This window comes from Nocardia sp. NPDC003693, from assembly GCF_053981095.1.
In genome coordinates, this window is the sequence record NZ_JBSFNO010000047.1 from 47,185 (window position 1) to 63,218 (window position 16,034).

The window sequence follows — 16,034 nt, forward strand, 5'->3', positions numbered from 1 at the left end:
ATAGCGGGCGAAATCCCGACGGCGGGCCCGGCGTCGCGGATAGGCTGACCGCCCGTCCAGTCCGTCCGGGGCCGGCGGTCGCTGATGGAAGTGGTCGGGATGAACAAGGATTCGCGTTCGGCGCGGATGGGTGCCGGAGTGCTCGCCGCGCTGACGGTCGCGGGGGCCGTCGGCGCGGCGCCGGCGCGAGCCGACGCCGGGGACGGCGCCTGCGCGGGGGAGCGCTGGGTGGGGGCGTGGTCGGCCAGTCCGTCGGACGCGCTGGGACTGATGGATCCGCTGCTGCGTCCCATCGCCGCGGTCGGCGAACAGACCTATCGCGTCGTGGTGACCCCGCATCGGGGCGGGGACCGGGTGCGTATCAAGCTGACCAACAGATTCCGGCCGTTCCCGCTCACCGTCGGCCGGGTCACCGTCGCCGAGCGGGGCGCCGGCGCGGCCGTCGCGGCGGAATCGCTGCGGCCCATCACCTTCGGCGGCCGTACCGAGGTGACCCTGGACGCCGGACAGGAACTGCTCAGCGACCCGATCGACTTCGCAGCCACGGCATGGGAATCGCTCGCGGTGAGCGTGTACCTGCCCGGCGCCGCGCCGCTGCTGAGCGGTCACTTCAACGCCAACGCCACCAGCTGGTACACCCCGCCCGGCAGCGGTGACAGCACCACGGATGTCACCGGCGCGGCCTACGGTCTCACCACCACCTCGGCGCCCCTGGTGTCGGCGCTGGAGGTCACCGCGTCGCCCGCGGTGTCGGCCGTTGTGGCCCTGGGGGATTCGATCACCGACGGTTACGTCTCGGCCGATTACGTGGGCGTGCCCCAGCATTCGGGCATCCTCGACGCCGACGCCCGCTATCCGGACTTCCTGCAGCGCCGCATCGACGCGGCGGGGCTGCCGCTGGTCGTGCTGAACGCGGGCATCTCCGGCAACGAACTGGTCGACGACGGCATCATTCCCATGTTCGGGCCCAGCCTGCTGTCCCGCCTGGACTCCGATGTCCTTGCCCAGGCGGCTGTTTCGGATGTCATCGTGCTGGCGGGCATCAACGATCTGGACTCGCCGCTGGGCGCGGACTACGACGGCCTGGTGGCCGGATATACCGCCCTCATCGCGCGCCTGCACGCCGCCGGGGTCCGCGTACACCTGGGCACCCTCACCCCGACGGGGAACTCGCTCATCGGCGACACCCTCGCACCCCGCCAGAACCCGATTCGCCTGCGCGTCAACGACTGGATTCGCGCCCAGCGCCTCTCGGACTCGGTCATCGACTTCGCCGCGGCCCTGCAGGACCCCGCCGACCCCGACAGCCTCGACCCGCGGTACGCCGGACCCGATCTGCTGCACCCGAATCCGGCGGGCTATCAGGCCATGGCCGAGCTCATCGATGTGTCGACGCTGGGCGCAAACGGCTGCGGCGCGAACTAGCCCGCGACCACGCGAACGACGACGCGGGCGGGGTCCGATATCGGACCCCGCCCGCGTCGCAGGTGTGAGAGTGGCTCTCGCCCTCAGATACCCATGCCCTGGGCCAGCAGCGGCCAGGACTCGTGCAGCGCCTGCTCCCAGTACGGCCAGTAGTGCGTGCCGACCGGGTTGAACTGGTAGGTGGCCGGGATGCCCAGGCCGTCCAGGCGGTTCTTGAGGTTGGCGGTGCAGCCGTTGACCGCGGCCTCGATGATGACGCCGAGGCTCAGGTTGACCACGCCGCTGATGCCGGGCGCGCTGTCCAGGTAGTACTGCACGTCCTCCATGACCGGGATGCCGCTACCGGTGGAGATGTACAGGTGCGTGCCGCGCAGCTTCTCGGCGTTGAGAACCGGGTCGTTCTCCTTCCACAGCGGGCTGTCGGAAGGTCCGTACATGTTCTCGGTCTTACCGCCCGCCCAGGTCTCGGCGGAGAGCTTGACGAACTGCTGCCCGACCGGGTCGGCGATCTGCGCGCAGCCGCTGTAGGCCGCGACGGTCTTCCACAGGCCCGGCTTGGCCTCGGCCAGCTGCAGCACCGAGGTGCCCGAGGTGGACAGGCCGGTCAGCGCGTTGAGCCCGGTGGAGTTCAGCTCCGCGTCCAGCAGCGGCGGCAGCTCCTGGGTGAAGAAGGTGGTCCACTTGTTCACACCGAGTCGCGGATCCTCCTTGATCCAGTCGGTGTAGTAGCTGCCCATGCCGCCGATCGGCTGAATGACGTTGACCGGCTTGTCCGAGAGCCACTGCAGCGCGTCGGTGCGAGCCTTCCAGTTCGCGGTGCCCTCACCGCCGTCGAGGCCGTTGAGCATGTAGAGGTTGGGCGCGGGAACCGACTCGTCGGCCGGGCGCTGCACGTCGACCGTGATCTCCTTGGCCATCGCGGCCGAGTACACCTTCAGGTGCCAGGTGCGGCCGTCCTTCTTGACGGAGGTGATGGAGGAGGGCTTCTGCGGCTCCGCCGAGGAGACACCGCTGAACGTCGCCACCGAGAGTGCGGCGGTCAGCGCTATCGCGGTCATCCGGAGAGCGGCCGCGCCGCGTCGAGCAGAGAACTTCATCGAACAGTCAATTCCAATCCAAAGGGTCAACGTCGGCCACGTCGTCGGTCTGCACCGTACATCCTCACCTAAGTCTTTGATCTAGGCGAAATTGTTACTCGACATTCCTTTTCGGGGCTGGCGCGAGTCCCTGTCAGTGGTGCAGTCGTCGCTATCGTTTACCCGGCGAGCAGTACCGCCGTCAATGCCAGGGCGCCCGGCAGCGCCTGAACATAGAGGATTCGCTTGCTGGCGGTGGTGCCGCCGTAGACCCCCGCGACGACCACGCAGATGCAGAAGAAGATCTGGGCCGCCCGCCCGACCGGGTCGCCGGCGACCAGGCCCCAGATCAGTCCGGCCGCCAGAAATCCGTTGTACAGGCCCTGATTGCCGGCCAGCACCTTGGTGTCCTCGGCGAATTCCGCGGTCATTCCGAATGCCGCGCGCACGCGGGGCGTGGTCCACAGGAACATCTCCATCACCAGGATGTAGATGTGCAGCAGCGCGAGCAATCCCACCAGAATCTCAGCCGCAACCCGCATGTCGAACCGCCTTCCGTCCGTGCGCACCGACGCCGAAGAATCCCCCCATCGTAAATTCCGGGATCGCGTGTGCCCGGCGCGCCGCGCCAGAACCGGTCGGTCTGGTTCAGGGGCGCCGCGCGCCCGCCGGGCGGTGTTGTCGGTGGGCTCGTCTACGGTCGACGGGCCGGATATCGCGGGCACCGGGCCGCGCCGATCGAATCGAGGGAGCCGCATGCCGCGGGAGTTGGTCGACCTGCCGTTCGCACGTCATCTGGAACCGCACACCGAGGTCGGCATCGAGGGCGAATACGACTGCGGCCACTTCGACGGCCTCGACCTCGACGACGTCAACATGCGGGGCGCCAGCTTCACCGAATGCGCCGTCTCCGGCACCACCGTCTCCGGCGGCACCCTGTCCTTCGCCCGCTTCAACGACGTCTGGATCCACAGCACCCAGTGGGTTCGCGCCGACCTGACCGAATCCTCCTGGCTGGACGCGGAATTGGTGATGAACGCGCTGTCCGGGGTGGAGGCCTTCGGTGCGCGCCTGCGGCGGGTGAAGTTCTACAACTGCAAATTCGATTCGGTGAATCTGCGCGGCGCGACCCTCACCGACGTCTCGTTCGTCGATTGCCTGCTGCGCCACGTGGATATCGGCGAGGCCAAGCTGACCTCGGTCACCTTCCCCGGGTCGGAGATCGAGGCGCTGTCCATGCGCAAGGCGGTGCTGAAGAAGGTGGATCTGCGCGGGGCCCGATCGCTGGGCATCTACGAGGGCGTGGAGTCACTGGCGGGCGCGACCATCGCCCAGGCCCAGCTGTTCGACCTGGCCCCGACATTGGCGCACGCCCTGGGCATCGTCGTCTCGGACCGCTAGACCCCCGCTAGACCCCGTAGCCGCCGTCGATGTCGAGCTTCTGGCCGCTGATGAAGTCCGCGCGGTCCGAGGCCAGGAAGCACACCGCCTCGGCGATGTCCTGCGCGTCGCCGAAGCGCCGCAGTGGAATGTTGTTGCGCGCCACCTCGAGTGCGTGGTCGTCCAATTCGCCCGCGGCGATGAGCCTTTCGGCCATGCCGTCGGTCGTCATGCCCGGCCCGACGCAGTTCGCGCGCACCCCGAACCGGCCCTCCTCGGCCGCGATGCCGCGAATCAGCGCCTCCACCGCGGCCTTCGGCGCGCTGGACAGCCCGTCGCGCACGGGGAACCGCACGGTGGCGGCCGTGGTGACCGCGACGATGTTGCCGCCGCTCTCCCGCAGGAACGGCAGCGCGGCGTGCGCGGCGGCGAAGAAGCCCGCGGTGTCGTCCAGGAGCTGCGCCCGGAAGTCCGCGGGCGCGACCCGGCTCAGGTGCCGCATCGGAATGTGCGGGCCCGCGGCGTAGACCAGGGTGTGAATGCCGCCGAACTCGGCGGCGGCCTGCTCGATCACCCGCGCGACCAGATCAGCGTCCGACAGATCGAGTTGCCAGCCCCGCGCGCGTCGTCCCGCCTGGTCGGCTGCGGCCAGCACCGGGTCCAGCTTGCTCGCCGAACGGAACCAGGTCAGCGCGACGTCGCTGCCGCGGTCCAGGAACATCCGCGCGATGGCGCCGCCCAGGCCGCCGCTGGCGCCCAGCACCACGGTGGCGCCGGACCGGTGAGCGAAGTCGTCCATGGTGTCCTTCGGGTGCGGGTCGCGGCGGGCGCGACGATCGGGTCTCTCCATTGGTAGCCCACGGCAGAAAAACAAGCAACTGCTTGGTTCTGCTCGTGGGATGGGCGCGTGCCGGCGACCGGGCAATCTGGACGTCTGACCACAAACTGTCCGACTTGCCCCTTTCCGGGGGTCGGTCTGTGCGATAGTCGTGCGCAAACGTGTTGCCGGGTTCGGTCTGAGCGAGTGGTGGTCCAGTGAGTGAATCGGTTCTGATCGTCGGCGCCGGCCCGGGCGGACTCGCCGTGGCGGCCTGTCTGCGCGACAGCGGCTACGACGTGACGATCGTCGACAAGGCGTACACGGTCGGCTCGGCCTGGCGCGGGCACTACGAGCGCCTGCACCTGCACACCATTCGCGCGCACTCGCATCTGCCCGGGTTCAAGATCCCACGCGCGTACGGCGATTGGGTCGCGCGCGCGAACGTCGTGCGCTATCTCGACGACTACGCGCGTCACCACCGCATCGAATTGCGTTCGGGCACAACGATCGACCGGCTCGACCGGGTGGACGGCCACTGGATCGCGCGCAGCGCCCAGGGCGACATCACCGCCGATCGGGTCGTCGTGGCCACCGGCTACAACCACACCCCGCTGATCCCGGATTGGCCCGGCCGCCAGGACTTTCCGGGCGAGATCGTGCACTCCTCGAAGTACCGCAACGCCGCGCCCTACATCGGCCGCGAGGTCCTGGTGGTCGGCACCGGCAACACCGGCGCCGAGATCGCGGTCGACCTCGTCGAGGGCGGCGCGTCCCGGGTGCTGCTCGCGGTGCGGACCGTGCCGACGTTCGTGCGCCGCCAGGTCGCGCCCAAGATCGGCCAGAGCTCGGCCGGCATCGTGCTGCGCCACCTGCCGGTACCCCTGGTCAACCGGATCATCGCGCTGTCGAGCCGGATGACCACCCCCGACCTGTCCGCCTTTGGCCTGCCCCGCCCCGCGCCCGACGCCTACACCCGGCTGCTCGCCGACGGCGCGGTGCCGATCATCGACGTCGGCCTCATCGACCTGATTCGCGCGGGTAGGGTCGAAACCGTCTCGGCGGTCACCGGTTTCGAGAACGGGAAGGTGCTGCTGGCCGGCGGCGCGAGCATCGCGCCCGAGGCCGTCATCGCCGCCACCGGGTTCGATCACGGCCTCACCGATCTGGTCGGGCACCTCGATCTACTCGACGCCCAGGGCAGGCCGACCGTCCATGGCGGACAGACGCATCCGAACGCGCCCGGCCTGTATTTCACCGGCTTCACCAACCCGATCAGCGGCATGTTCCGCGAACTCGCCCGCGACGCCCGCCGCATCGCGCGGGCGCTGGGAAAGGCGCGCTGACCGGCGATTGTTCCCCGCCACGTTTGCGAGTCCGGATTCCGGTAACTGCGTGAAGGTCTACGCACCCCTCGGGAAGGACCTCACACCATGGCTATGCGACGCCTTGCCCGGCCACTGCTGGCGACCGCGTTCGTCGTCGACGGGCTGGACGCCCTCACCGATCCGCAGGAGCGCGCGAAGGCCGCCGCCGATCGCGTGACCCAGATCCAGCGCCGGTTGCCCGAACAGTACGCGGCCAAGGTGCCCGACGCCGGGCGCATCGTGCGGGTGAACGCGGCCGCGCAGATCGGCGGTGGCCTGCTGCTGGCGCTGGGCCGCGCACCGCGACTGGCGGCGGCCATCCTGGCGGTCACCGTCATTCCCGCCACGGTCACCGAACAGGACTTCTGGGCCGAGCAGAACCCCGAGCTGCGCTCGGCCAAACGCACGGCCTTCCTCAAGGATCTGAGCCTGCTCGGTGGTCTGCTCATCGCCTCCACCGACCACGGCGGCCGGCCCCCGCTGCTGCGCACCCTCGCCGAAAAGGCCGCCGCCGGAGCGGGTTCCGCGGCCACCGCCGCCGAGATCCGCGGCGCGCAGCTGGCCGAAGTCGCCAAGGAACGCGGCTCCGACGTCGCCGAGGTGGTCAAGGAGCGGGGCTCCGAGGTAGCCGAGGTGGTCAAGGACCGCGGGTCGGAGGTCGCGCGAACCGTCAAGGATCGCGCGCCCGAGGTGGCCGAAGTGGTCAAGGAACGTGGCGCCGAACTCGGCGGGGTACTCAAGGAGCGCGGCGCGGAACTGGGCGAGACGCTCAAGGATCGTGGCGTGGAGTGGGGCGGGGTGCTCAAGCATCGCGGCTCCGACTTCGGCGACGTGGCCCGCGAACGCGGCGGCGAACTGGCCGGGGTGGCCAAGGTCCGCGGCGCGGAGTGGGCGGATCTGGCCCGCGAGCGCGGCGCCGAATTGGCCGAGGCCGCCAAGGATCGCGGCGCGGAACTGGCCGAGGCGGCCCGCGATCGTGGCTCGGAACTGGGCACGGTCGCCAAACGTCGCGGCACCCGCGCCGCCCGCAAGACCCGCCGCCGCGCGCGCCGCAGCCGTTGGTGAGCACCCCCGCGTCAGCGGGATCCGGCGGGCCGCGGTCCGGGCGGATCGGCGCCGCGTCGGCGGCCGTGCCCGGCTCGCGCGCGCCGGCGCTGCTCGGCTCGGGCACGTGCGAACGGCTCGACCGGGCACGGCTGCGATGCGGCCCCGCCGCACCGGAGTGGCCCGGTTCGGGTGCGGCCCGGCCGCTCAGCGCAGCAGCGCCCGCACTATGCGGTCCACCTCGGCGCGGGGATCGAAATTCACGGCGGGGCTGGTCAATTCATGCAGTGCGGCACCGTCCAGGTAATCGACGAGCAGCTTGGCGTCGGTACTGCCGGGTGCGACATTGCTGATCATGCCGGCGATCCACGCGGTCAGCCGTTCGCGCCCGCGCCGCACGCTCTCCCCGAGCGCGGGGACGCTGCCCGCCTCGAGGAACAGTGCGTAGCGGGCCAGGGTGCGGGTGCGGTCGGTGGTGACCGCGTGGGTGAGCAGGATGGCGAAGCCGTCGACGAGCTGGGCGACCGTGGTGGGTGCGGGCGCCCGGCTCAGGGCGTTCCAGTCGGCGTAGTCGCGTTCCTCGAGGCGTTCGGCGATGCCGCACAGCAGGGCCTCGCGGGTGCGGAAGTAATTGGACGCCGATCCGGCGGGCATCTCGGCGGCGGTGTCCACCGCCCGGTGCGTGAGCGCGCGCGGACCGCTGGCGCCGAGCACCTCGATCGCGCCGTCGAGGATCAGTTCCCGCTTGGTAGGCATACCGGGACACTACATCAGTAGTGAATTCCACTACATACGTAGTTTTCGAACTACACCTGTAGTAGATTCCTCGTATCGGGCTCCCCAGTGCGGAGCCGAGATTCGGAGGGAAGTGCGCCATGTCGAAAGCGCTCATCGTCGGCGGCGGAATCGCCGGTCTCGCATCGGCCATCGCGTTCGATCGCCGGGGCTGGGAGGTCGAGGTGCTCGAGCGGGCCCCGCACCTGACCGCGGTCGGCGCGGGAATCTCGCTGTGGTCCAATGCCCTTCGGGCCCTCGACGACATCGGCGTCGGTGATCGGGTACGGGAGCGGGCCATCGAGGACGGCGCCGCCGGTATCCGCGATGCCCGGGGGCGATGGCTCTCGCGCACCGATACCGCCGCCCTGCGCGCCCGGTACGGCGCCCCCGTCGTCCTGCACCGGGCGGATCTGCTGGACATCCTGCGCGCGGCGGTCCCCGAATCCGCCCTGCGCACCGGCATTTCCGTGGCCGAGGCCGATGCCGACGGTTCGGTGCGCCATTCGGCGGGAACCTCGCGCGGCGACGTCGTCGTCGGCGCGGACGGCATTCACAGCGTGGTTCGCCGCGCCGTCTGCGGCGCGGTCGAACCCCGCTACAGCGGCTACACCGCCTGGCGCGTGGTGGTCACCCCCGCCGAACCGATCGGCGATCTGGGTGAAAGCTGGGGTCGCGGTGAACGTTTCGGCTACGCCGCCCTCGCGGACGGCCGGGTGTACTGCTTCGCCGCGGCGAATACCGCCGCCGGAGCCCCCGACGGCGGTCTCCCCGAACTCCGCCGCCGCTTCCGCGACTGGCACGCGCCCATTCCCGCGCTGCTGGCCGCGGCGGATCCGGACGCGGTGCTGCGCAACGACATCTACGAACTACCGCCCCTGCCGACCTACGTCCGCGGGCGGCTGGCGCTGATCGGGGACGCCGCGCACGCCATGACCCCCAACCTCGGGCAGGGCGCCTGCCAAGCGCTCGAGGACGCGGTGGTGCTCGCCCGCGTCGCCGACTCGGGCGGCGCGCCGGCCGCCTACGACGCCGAACGCCGCCCGCGCACCCGGATGATCGCCGACCGATCCGCGCGCATCGGCACGGTCGCGCAGACGGCGAACCCGGTACTGGCCACACTGCGCGACACCCTCATGCGCGCGCTGCCCGCGTCGGCGCAGCTGCGGGCGCTGGCGCCGATCCTGGACTGGACACCCGAACCCGCCGGGGTGATATCCCGTTCGCGCTGATCCGGTGTCCGCTGGCCGCCCGCTGCCGATTCAGCGCCCGCCGACCGGCGGCGACGTCCGATCGCAGACGAAGACCTGATTCCCGCCCCCGCGTTTGGCCCGGTACATGGCGGTGTCCGCCCGCCGAAGCAGCTCGTCGGGGGTGGGCCGGCGATGCCCGGTGCGCCCGTCGTAGGCCGCGATGCCGATGCTCACCGTCACCGGGATGTCCGGATCCGAGGCCACCGCGTTCCGCACGGTCTCGGCCTGCGCCAGCGCGGCCTCCGGGTCGAGATACCCGACCAGCGCGAACTCCTCCCCGCCGGTGCGGGAGACCACCAGCCCCTCCCCGGCGAGCGAGGAGAGCAGTTCGGCGGTGCGGATGAGCACCCGATCGCCCGCGGGATGGCCGAGCAGATCGTTCACGCCCTTGAACTGGTCGAGGTCCGCGACCATGACGCAGATGCCGGGTTGATCCTGCACCCCGAACATCCCCGACAGATGGAACTCCAGTCCGCGCCGATTGAGCAGCCGGGTCAGCGGATCGGACAGCGATTCCATCCGCACGAGCCAGAACATGAACTGCAGCGACGGCAGCGTCACCACGACCGCGCTCACCATGGTCAGCACGATGGCGACCGCGAGCGGGAGATCCTCGGGGCCCGCGGCCATCCGCGCGGACAGCACCAGCACCGAGGCCAGGGACCAGGCCGCATGCGCGGCAAGCACTTTCGGACTGTGGAAGAAGGTGAGATAGCCGCCGGTGACCACCAGCAGCATGGCGCCCAGCGCCCCGTACACCCGATTGGAATCCAGGAGGCAGGCCAGGGTGATCATGCCGTCGGCCGCGGCGAACAGCAGCAGCGATTCCCGTTCGCTCGGCCACGGCAGCAACCACCAGCGCAGCGCCCACAGCAGCGCGCCGGCCGCTATGCCCCACATGGTCACCGTTCCGGCGGGGTGCTGCGGCCCGGCGGTGGATATCGCGGCCGCCCCGGCGATGAACGCCAGCAGCAGTCCGCCCATGCCGACGACGGCGCGTTGCAGCGGCAACATCGAATGTGCGGCCAGCACATGAGTTAGCCAGCGGTGGTCGACCGGATCTCGCCACCACGCTTTGAGCAGTGCAGCGGTATTACCCATGGGTCCCGTTCGGTGTGGACACTGGTGCCGCGCTCCACGGTATACGCCGCTTCTGGCAGACGGAAATATCGTGTGGCATTGCCCATAGCCGCAGGTAGAGCCGGGGCATGCGGTGTCCGTGTCTACTTCGCGCCCACCGCGGCGGCGATGAAGCGCCACAGTTCGGCGGTCGACTGCTCCACCGTCGGGCGGGGATCGCGGCGAAGTTGCTCGGCGATGCCGTGCCGCAGTGCGCCCATGACGCAGGCCCCGGCCAGGCCGGGATCGATGGTCGCGTCGAGTTCACCGCTGCGCTGACCGAGCTCGATATTGCGGCCCGCGGATTCGATGATGCGCTCGAGGGCCGCGGCCTCGAGTTCGGCGACCTCCGGTGCGGTGCCGATCCGCCCGAGCAGCAATCCCGAGAGCGGGTCGGCGAAATGGTAGGCCACGAAATTGCGAGTGCGGGCATGTTCGCGCACGGCCCAGCCCGCGCCCTCGGGGAGTGTCTCGTCGGCGATGGCGGCCACGAGTCCGGCGTGGAACTCCTCGTAGATGGCCACCAGCAGACCGGCTTTGGAGCCGAAATGGTGATAGAGCGCGCCGGTACTCAGCCCGGATCGGCGTTTGAGGGCGTTGAGATCCACCAGGCCGTTCCCGGCGAGAATCTCCGCGCGCGCGGCGTCCAATAGTTGTTGACGTCCCAGGGGAGCCCGTGCCATGCTCCGAACCATAACAGAACTCAGTTATGTAAAGGGGAACGCCGTGGGCGCCGAAGTCTCCTCCGTCACCGATATGGCCGGTGACCTGGCCGGAAAGTACCGCCGCACGCACAGCAGCGGCCAGAGCGTGGATCCCGCCGTGGCCGACGCCGACGTCGAGGCGGTCCTGCGCGACGGGTACGTCATCCTGCCGGACCTGCTCACCGCGGCCGAGCTGCGCGCCATTCGCGCCGACGTGGACCCACTGCTGGATCTCAAGGGCCGCAACAACTTCGAAGGCCACGCCACCCAGCGCGTGTACAGCGTCCTGAACAAGACCCGCACCTGCGATCGCATGGCCGCCCATCCGCGAGTGCTGGCGCTGCTCGACCGGCTGCTCATGCCCAACTACCTGCTGTCCATGCTGCAGATCATCAACATCCTGCCCGGTGAGGCGGCCCAGATGCTGCACACCGACGACGGCTTCTACCCGCTGCCGCGCCCGCGCCCCGCGCTCTCCGCCGCGACCATCTGGGCCATCGACGATTTCACCGCCGAGAACGGCGCCACCGAAATCGTGCCCGGTAGTCACCTGTGGGGTTCGGAACTGCCGCAACCGAATTCGGCGGATCGGCGGCCGGTCGTGATGTCCGCGGGCTCGTGCGTGTTCTTCCTCGGCACGCTGTGGCACGGCGGCGGACCCAATCGCTCGAGCGCGCCCCGGCTCGCGGCCACGGCCCAGTACTGCGAACCCTGGTTGCGCCCGCAGGAGGCGTTCACCCTGTCCACCCCGCGCGAGATCGCCCGCGTGGTCGACGAGGACATCCGCCGCATGCTCGGCTACAGCATCCACCCGCCGTTCATCGGCCAGGTGGACGGCATGCATCCCAAGCGGCTGCTCGAGGACCCGGCGCCCGGAACCGGTAGTTAGCCGGTCGATTTCGTCCTGATTTCAGGCTGCTCACCGCGCTCGAAGGGCAATGGTGAGGAGTGTCTCCACCTGTGGGCCGATCCATTGGGTACGGTCGAAGGGGATCGCGCACCGCGGTTCACTGGACGATTGCGACCGTACCCAGACCTGACAAGACGGTAGTTCCTGAAAGGGGATTGTTGTCATGGCGTGGTTGGTGCTCGTAATTTCCGGCGTATTCGAGGCCGTGTGGGCGACCGCTCTCGGAAAGACCGAAGGATTCACCAAACTCGGCCCCTCGGCGGTATTCGCGGCCGCACTCGTGGCTTCCATGGCCGGACTCGCCTATGCCATGCGCACCCTGCCGCCCGGCACCTCGTACGCCGTGTGGGTGGGCATCGGCGCGGTGCTGACGGTCACCTACGCGATGATCACCGGCGACGAGAGCGCGTCGGCGGTGAAGATCGCGCTGCTGGTCCTGATCGTGGGCGGCGTGGTCGGCCTCAAGCTCGCACACTGACCGATGGTATGAATGCCGAATGTCTCGACACCTCTACCTGTGCCCGCTGCGGTGGTCCGACATGGATGCGGACGGGCATGTGCACAACGCCGTTCACCTGCGCTACCTGGAGGAAACCCGGATCGACGTCTTCCGGCAGCGCGGTGGACTGTCGGGATCGTGCGTGGTCGCGCAGATGGACATCGACTACCTGACGCCGCTGCGCTACCGGCCCGAGCCGGTGCGCGTGGAAACCTGGGTGTCCAAACTCGGCGGATCGTCCTTCACGCTCATGCAGGAAATCCGGGACGAGGACGTGCTGTACTCCACCGCCACCTGCACCATGGTCGCCTTCGACACGGTCACCCAGCGCTCGCGCCCACTGCAGGACGAGGAACGCGCCATGCTCGAGGAGTTGAGTGCCTGATGCACACCTACGCCATTCAGCTGCGCCGAACCGACATGGACGCACTGCAGCACCTGAACAACGTGGTCTTCGCGCAGTACCTCGACGAAGCCCGCGCGGACCTGCTCGCGCGCCACGACTCGCGATCGTGGCGCGTGGTGGTCGCCAATCAGCGACTGACCTACCGCATGCCGCTGGTCTTTCGTTCCGAACCGGTCACGGTGACCACCGCGGTCGAGCGCATCGGCACCACGTCGTTCACGCTCACCCACGAAATCCGCGACGAGCAATTCTCCTACCTCGCAGCGACTTCCACCCTAGTCACGATCGAGGACGGTGCCCCGCGAGCGCTCTCGGCCGCCGAACGCGAATACCTTGGCACGCTGGAGGCCGTGCGGAACTGAGACCTCGGGCCGCGCCGCAGCGCGGAATCGGCACCTATGATTGATGTACCGCCTGGTCAGCGCTGCAAGGGGTACATCATGGCCAAGATGACCATCGAAGAACTGCTGAATGTCTTCAAAGACATGACGCTGCTGGAGCTTTCCGAATTCCTGAAAGCCTTCGAGAATCAATTCGACGTGTCCGCCGCCATCCCGCTCGCGCCGATTCCCGGCGACAGCGCGGCCGCGGTGGCCGATGCGCCCGAGGAGAAGACCGAATTCGATCTCATCCTGGAATCCTTCGGAGACAAGAAGATCCAGGTCATCAAGGCGATGCGCGAACTCATCCCCGGCCTCGGGCTCAAGGAGGCGAAGGATCTGGTGGAATCCGCGCCCAAGCCCATCCTCGAAGCCGTCAGCCAGGACGCGGCCGAGAACGCCCGGTACAAATTGGAAGCCGCGGGCGCGCGCGTCGCCATCCGCTGACGCGCCGCCGGTGAGTCGGCGCGCGCGATCTGTCGGACCCGGCCGATACCGTGCTCACTCATGCGCGCCCTCACCGCCGCCGTAGCCGAGCTGGTCGCCGCCATCGAACCCTGGGATGATCGCGAAAAGCGCCATATCGGAGAAACTCTCACCTGGCTGGCCGCCACCGACGACATCCACCGCCGCATTCCGCCGGCGACCCCGTCACCGCACCTGGTCGTCTACACGGTCCTGATAGACCCGGACGCCCGAGCCATCTATCTCGGACACCATCTGAAATCCGGCATGAACCTGCCCATGGGCGGACACGTGGATCCCGGTGAACACCCGCTGTCGGCCGCGCGCCGCGAAGCTCGCGAAGAGCTGAACCTGACCCCCGATTTCGACGTGGTCGGCGAGACGCCGTTCTTCCTGACGGTCACCCCCGTGAGCCTTCCCGCCCCGCACACCGACATCAGCCTCTGGCACGTGATCCGCGGGCGCCACACCACCCCCTACCCCCTCGACCCCTCCGAATTCGCCTCCGGTGCTTGGTATCCCATTGCCGACGCTCCCATCTCGGATCCCCACCTACCGCGCTTTCTGGCCAAGCTCACCCACATCCTCTCGACCCGCTGCGCCCGATGAGCGTGCTCGTGGTCATCCGCGGTAACTCGGGATCGGGGAAGTCCACCGTGGCCGAGGCGGTCCAGCGGCTCTTTCCACGGGGCCGATGCCTGCTGGTGCCACAGGACGTGGTTCGCCGGCGCATGCTGCGGGAATACGACACTCCGTCGGCGAGCAATGTCGAATTGATCGGGCAGATAGCGACATTCGGCCTGACGCGCGATCTGGTGGTCGTGGTGGAGGGCATTCTCAGCGTCGGCCATTACGGTCGCATGCTTCAAAAGCTGTCCGAGGTAGCCGATTACGCGTTTCACTACAGCTTCGACCTGACATTCGAGGAGACGCTGACTCGGCACGCGGGACGTGCGCAGGCGAGTGAGTTCGGCGCTGCTGAGATGGCGGGGTGGTATCACGGCTGGCAGCCGCTGGGGTTCGTTGATGAGGTGCGGATCGATTCGAGTTGGGAACTAGGGGAGATCGTGGGGCGGATTCATCGGGATGTGATGGGGGTGGGGTAGGGCTCGGCTGCGGTTCCAGCGGTGTGGGAGAGGGCGTCTGGGATGACGGATTACCGGCGGTTGGGTGTCTCGATCACAGTTGGGAGCCCTACCGGGGGAAGATGCCTGGATAACGGAGTACCAGCGGGGCACCTCGGGAGACTCGGTAGCGGTCGCGTGACCTACCGCAGAAAACGACGCCTCGAGAACGGAGTACCAGCATGGGCACGTCGGGTGCCTCGGCGGCGGTTGGGTGCCCTACCGGGGGAAGGACGCCTGGATAACGGAGTACCAGCCGGGCCGGATTGGGTGCCTCGGCGGCGGTTCCAGCCCTCCCGGGCCGATAGGCGGGATCGAAGCCCTCGGATGCGTGGCCGAGTTCGCGACCCCGCGCCGGGCGCGGCAATCACCGCCATAGACATCACCACATTGTGCTGATGCCGAGTCTTTGTCTGTAGGTCTCGAGAAGGTTCCCACGGCCGGTCGACCCGGCTGGAAGGGTGAACGCGCTCCCGGCTGGGGAGCCAGAAGTCGGGTACGGCAGGCGAGGTAACCAGCACGGTCGCATCTGTTTTGCCTGCTCTCCCGAACTCCGCTGGAAGCCGCTGGGGTGGTTCGGGTGTGGGCTACGTCGGCCACGGGCGTGAACACTGATTCGTGTGGCCGCACCGGCTGTCCGGGTGGGATGGCCGGGCCATAGCGAAGGCGGGTGGGCGCGTGCCCGTTCGGCGTCGAAGGCCGATGATGCCGTGAACGAAAGTGCGTAGAGCAGTAGGACGGATATCAGGCCGGGGCTGTGGTCGCTGGCAGAGTCGCCGTGTGGGAGTGCCCGGTGCTGGTGGTGGAGTTCGGGTGGGTTCGACGCCAAGGGGGTGGGGGTGTGTCGGCGCGCGAAAGCCTCTTCGGCATGGGAAAGCCGAAGAGGCAGCGTGGAAAGCAGTGAGCGGGGAGCTGCGACCGGGTGAGGTGGCTAGCAGCGCCATCGCGCGGGGATACCCGGAAACTGGGGATGATGACGGAAATTCACACGAGGTCTCCGAGCCGGGTCGATATGTGGTGGTGGGATCCATCCGGTCTTGCCTGGATTCTCCGAATCCTCGCCCATCACAACGGTTTCCCACCCGTTCGGGCCGGTATTGACTTGGGCGTGGCAGGCATCGCACGCGAAGGTCAGGTTCTCGATGTCCGTTTCGCCGCCATCGGCCCATTCTCGGATGTGGTGCACGGCCGCGCGGCTCGCTGGCGCATCGCATCCCGGGCGCGTGCACCCGCGCTCGGTGGCAGTCAACGCGAGCCGTTGTGCCGGGTTCGCGAGACGCTGCCCCCGAGA

Annotated in this window: 19 protein-coding genes; 12 read left to right on the plus strand and 7 right to left on the minus strand. The window is 68.8% G+C overall.

What is annotated here, in order from left to right; translation table 11 throughout:
- Nucleotides 1–99: 99 nt before the first annotated feature.
- Nucleotides 100–1,425 (plus strand): GDSL-type esterase/lipase family protein, encoded by a 1,326-nt coding sequence (locus ACWDOP_RS34065; RefSeq protein ID WP_456348339.1) that lies wholly within the window; start codon nt 100–102, stop codon nt 1,423–1,425.
- An 83-nt stretch (nt 1,426–1,508) separates the two neighbouring features.
- Here the strand turns inward: ACWDOP_RS34065 and ACWDOP_RS34070 are convergent, their stop codons facing one another.
- Nucleotides 1,509–2,483 (minus strand): alpha/beta hydrolase, encoded by a 975-nt coding sequence (locus tag ACWDOP_RS34070; protein ID WP_456348340.1) that lies wholly within the window; start codon nt 2,481–2,483, stop codon nt 1,509–1,511.
- Between the two features lie 197 nt (nt 2,484–2,680).
- Nucleotides 2,681–3,043 (minus strand): DUF1304 domain-containing protein, encoded by a 363-nt coding sequence (locus ACWDOP_RS34075; RefSeq protein ID WP_454200126.1) that lies wholly within the window; start codon nt 3,041–3,043, stop codon nt 2,681–2,683.
- Between the two features lie 214 nt (nt 3,044–3,257).
- Here ACWDOP_RS34075 and ACWDOP_RS34080 point away from each other — a divergent pair, with 214 nt between their 5' ends.
- Complete coding sequence (locus tag ACWDOP_RS34080; RefSeq protein ID WP_456348341.1) at nt 3,258–3,902, plus strand: pentapeptide repeat-containing protein; 645 nt, start codon at nt 3,258–3,260, stop codon at nt 3,900–3,902.
- A 7-nt stretch (nt 3,903–3,909) separates the two neighbouring features.
- Here the strand turns inward: ACWDOP_RS34080 and ACWDOP_RS34085 are convergent, their stop codons facing one another.
- Nucleotides 3,910–4,680 carry an SDR family NAD(P)-dependent oxidoreductase gene (locus ACWDOP_RS34085; RefSeq protein WP_456348342.1) on the minus strand — a complete coding sequence of 257 codons (771 nt, stop codon included), beginning with the start codon at nt 4,678–4,680 and terminating at the stop codon, nt 3,910–3,912.
- A 236-nt stretch (nt 4,681–4,916) separates the two neighbouring features.
- Between ACWDOP_RS34085 and ACWDOP_RS34090 the strand changes: the two genes are divergently transcribed.
- Nucleotides 4,917–6,044 carry a flavin-containing monooxygenase gene (locus ACWDOP_RS34090; RefSeq protein ID WP_456348343.1) on the plus strand — a complete coding sequence of 376 codons (1,128 nt, stop codon included), beginning with the start codon at nt 4,917–4,919 and terminating at the stop codon, nt 6,042–6,044.
- Nucleotides 6,045–6,131: 87 nt separating this feature from the next.
- Nucleotides 6,132–7,130 carry a DoxX family membrane protein gene (locus ACWDOP_RS34095; RefSeq protein WP_456348344.1) on the plus strand — a complete coding sequence of 333 codons (999 nt, stop codon included), beginning with the start codon at nt 6,132–6,134 and terminating at the stop codon, nt 7,128–7,130.
- Between the two features lie 186 nt (nt 7,131–7,316).
- Here the strand turns inward: ACWDOP_RS34095 and ACWDOP_RS34100 are convergent, their stop codons facing one another.
- Nucleotides 7,317–7,865, minus strand: coding sequence for a TetR/AcrR family transcriptional regulator (locus ACWDOP_RS34100; protein WP_456348345.1), 549 nt, complete (start codon nt 7,863–7,865; stop codon nt 7,317–7,319).
- Nucleotides 7,866–7,984: 119 nt separating this feature from the next.
- On the opposite strand from ACWDOP_RS34100, the gene ACWDOP_RS34105 reads away from it, so the two are divergent.
- Nucleotides 7,985–9,115, plus strand: coding sequence for an FAD-dependent monooxygenase (locus ACWDOP_RS34105; RefSeq protein WP_456348346.1), 1,131 nt, complete (start codon nt 7,985–7,987; stop codon nt 9,113–9,115).
- A 30-nt stretch (nt 9,116–9,145) separates the two neighbouring features.
- On the opposite strand, the gene ACWDOP_RS34110 is transcribed toward ACWDOP_RS34105, so the two are convergent.
- Both ACWDOP_RS34110 and ACWDOP_RS34115 read right to left on the minus strand, forming a co-directional pair.
- On the minus strand, nt 9,146–10,237 hold the full coding sequence (locus tag ACWDOP_RS34110) for a diguanylate cyclase (protein ID WP_456348347.1): 1,092 nt from the start codon (nt 10,235–10,237) through the stop codon (nt 9,146–9,148).
- 122 nt (nt 10,238–10,359) lie between these two features.
- Entirely contained in the window at nt 10,360–10,938 is a 579-nt protein-coding gene (locus ACWDOP_RS34115) for a TetR/AcrR family transcriptional regulator (RefSeq protein WP_456348348.1), read from the minus strand.
- A 43-nt stretch (nt 10,939–10,981) separates the two neighbouring features.
- Between ACWDOP_RS34115 and ACWDOP_RS34120 the strand changes: the two genes are divergently transcribed.
- From ACWDOP_RS34120 to ACWDOP_RS34150, 7 genes are all read left to right on the plus strand, one after another.
- Nucleotides 10,982–11,848, plus strand: coding sequence for a phytanoyl-CoA dioxygenase family protein (locus ACWDOP_RS34120; protein WP_456348349.1), 867 nt, complete (start codon nt 10,982–10,984; stop codon nt 11,846–11,848).
- 184 nt (nt 11,849–12,032) lie between these two features.
- Nucleotides 12,033–12,347: a DMT family transporter gene (locus tag ACWDOP_RS34125; RefSeq protein ID WP_456348350.1), complete on the plus strand. Its 315-nt coding sequence runs from the start codon at nt 12,033–12,035 to the stop codon at nt 12,345–12,347.
- A gap of 19 nt (nt 12,348–12,366) precedes the next feature.
- Nucleotides 12,367–12,753 (plus strand): acyl-CoA thioesterase, encoded by a 387-nt coding sequence (locus ACWDOP_RS34130; protein ID WP_454200137.1) that lies wholly within the window; start codon nt 12,367–12,369, stop codon nt 12,751–12,753.
- On the plus strand, nt 12,753–13,136 hold the full coding sequence (locus ACWDOP_RS34135) for an acyl-CoA thioesterase (protein WP_456348351.1): 384 nt from the start codon (nt 12,753–12,755) through the stop codon (nt 13,134–13,136). The genes ACWDOP_RS34130 and ACWDOP_RS34135 overlap by 1 nt, the downstream gene beginning before the upstream one ends.
- A gap of 78 nt (nt 13,137–13,214) precedes the next feature.
- A complete protein-coding gene (gene rplL, locus ACWDOP_RS34140) occupies nt 13,215–13,601 on the plus strand; it encodes a 50S ribosomal protein L7/L12 (protein WP_454200139.1) in 387 nt (128 codons plus the stop codon).
- 60 nt (nt 13,602–13,661) lie between these two features.
- Nucleotides 13,662–14,228: an NUDIX domain-containing protein gene (locus ACWDOP_RS34145; protein ID WP_456348352.1), complete on the plus strand. Its 567-nt coding sequence runs from the start codon at nt 13,662–13,664 to the stop codon at nt 14,226–14,228.
- Complete coding sequence (locus tag ACWDOP_RS34150) at nt 14,225–14,725, plus strand: AAA family ATPase (RefSeq protein WP_456348353.1); 501 nt, start codon at nt 14,225–14,227, stop codon at nt 14,723–14,725. Before ACWDOP_RS34145 ends, ACWDOP_RS34150 begins: the two co-directional genes overlap by 4 nt.
- Before the next feature lie 949 nt (nt 14,726–15,674).
- Here the strand turns inward: ACWDOP_RS34150 and ACWDOP_RS34155 are convergent.
- Nucleotides 15,675–15,929 (minus strand): HNH endonuclease, encoded by a 255-nt coding sequence (locus ACWDOP_RS34155; protein WP_456348358.1) that lies wholly within the window; start codon nt 15,927–15,929, stop codon nt 15,675–15,677.
- Nucleotides 15,930–16,034: the final 105 nt, after the last annotated feature.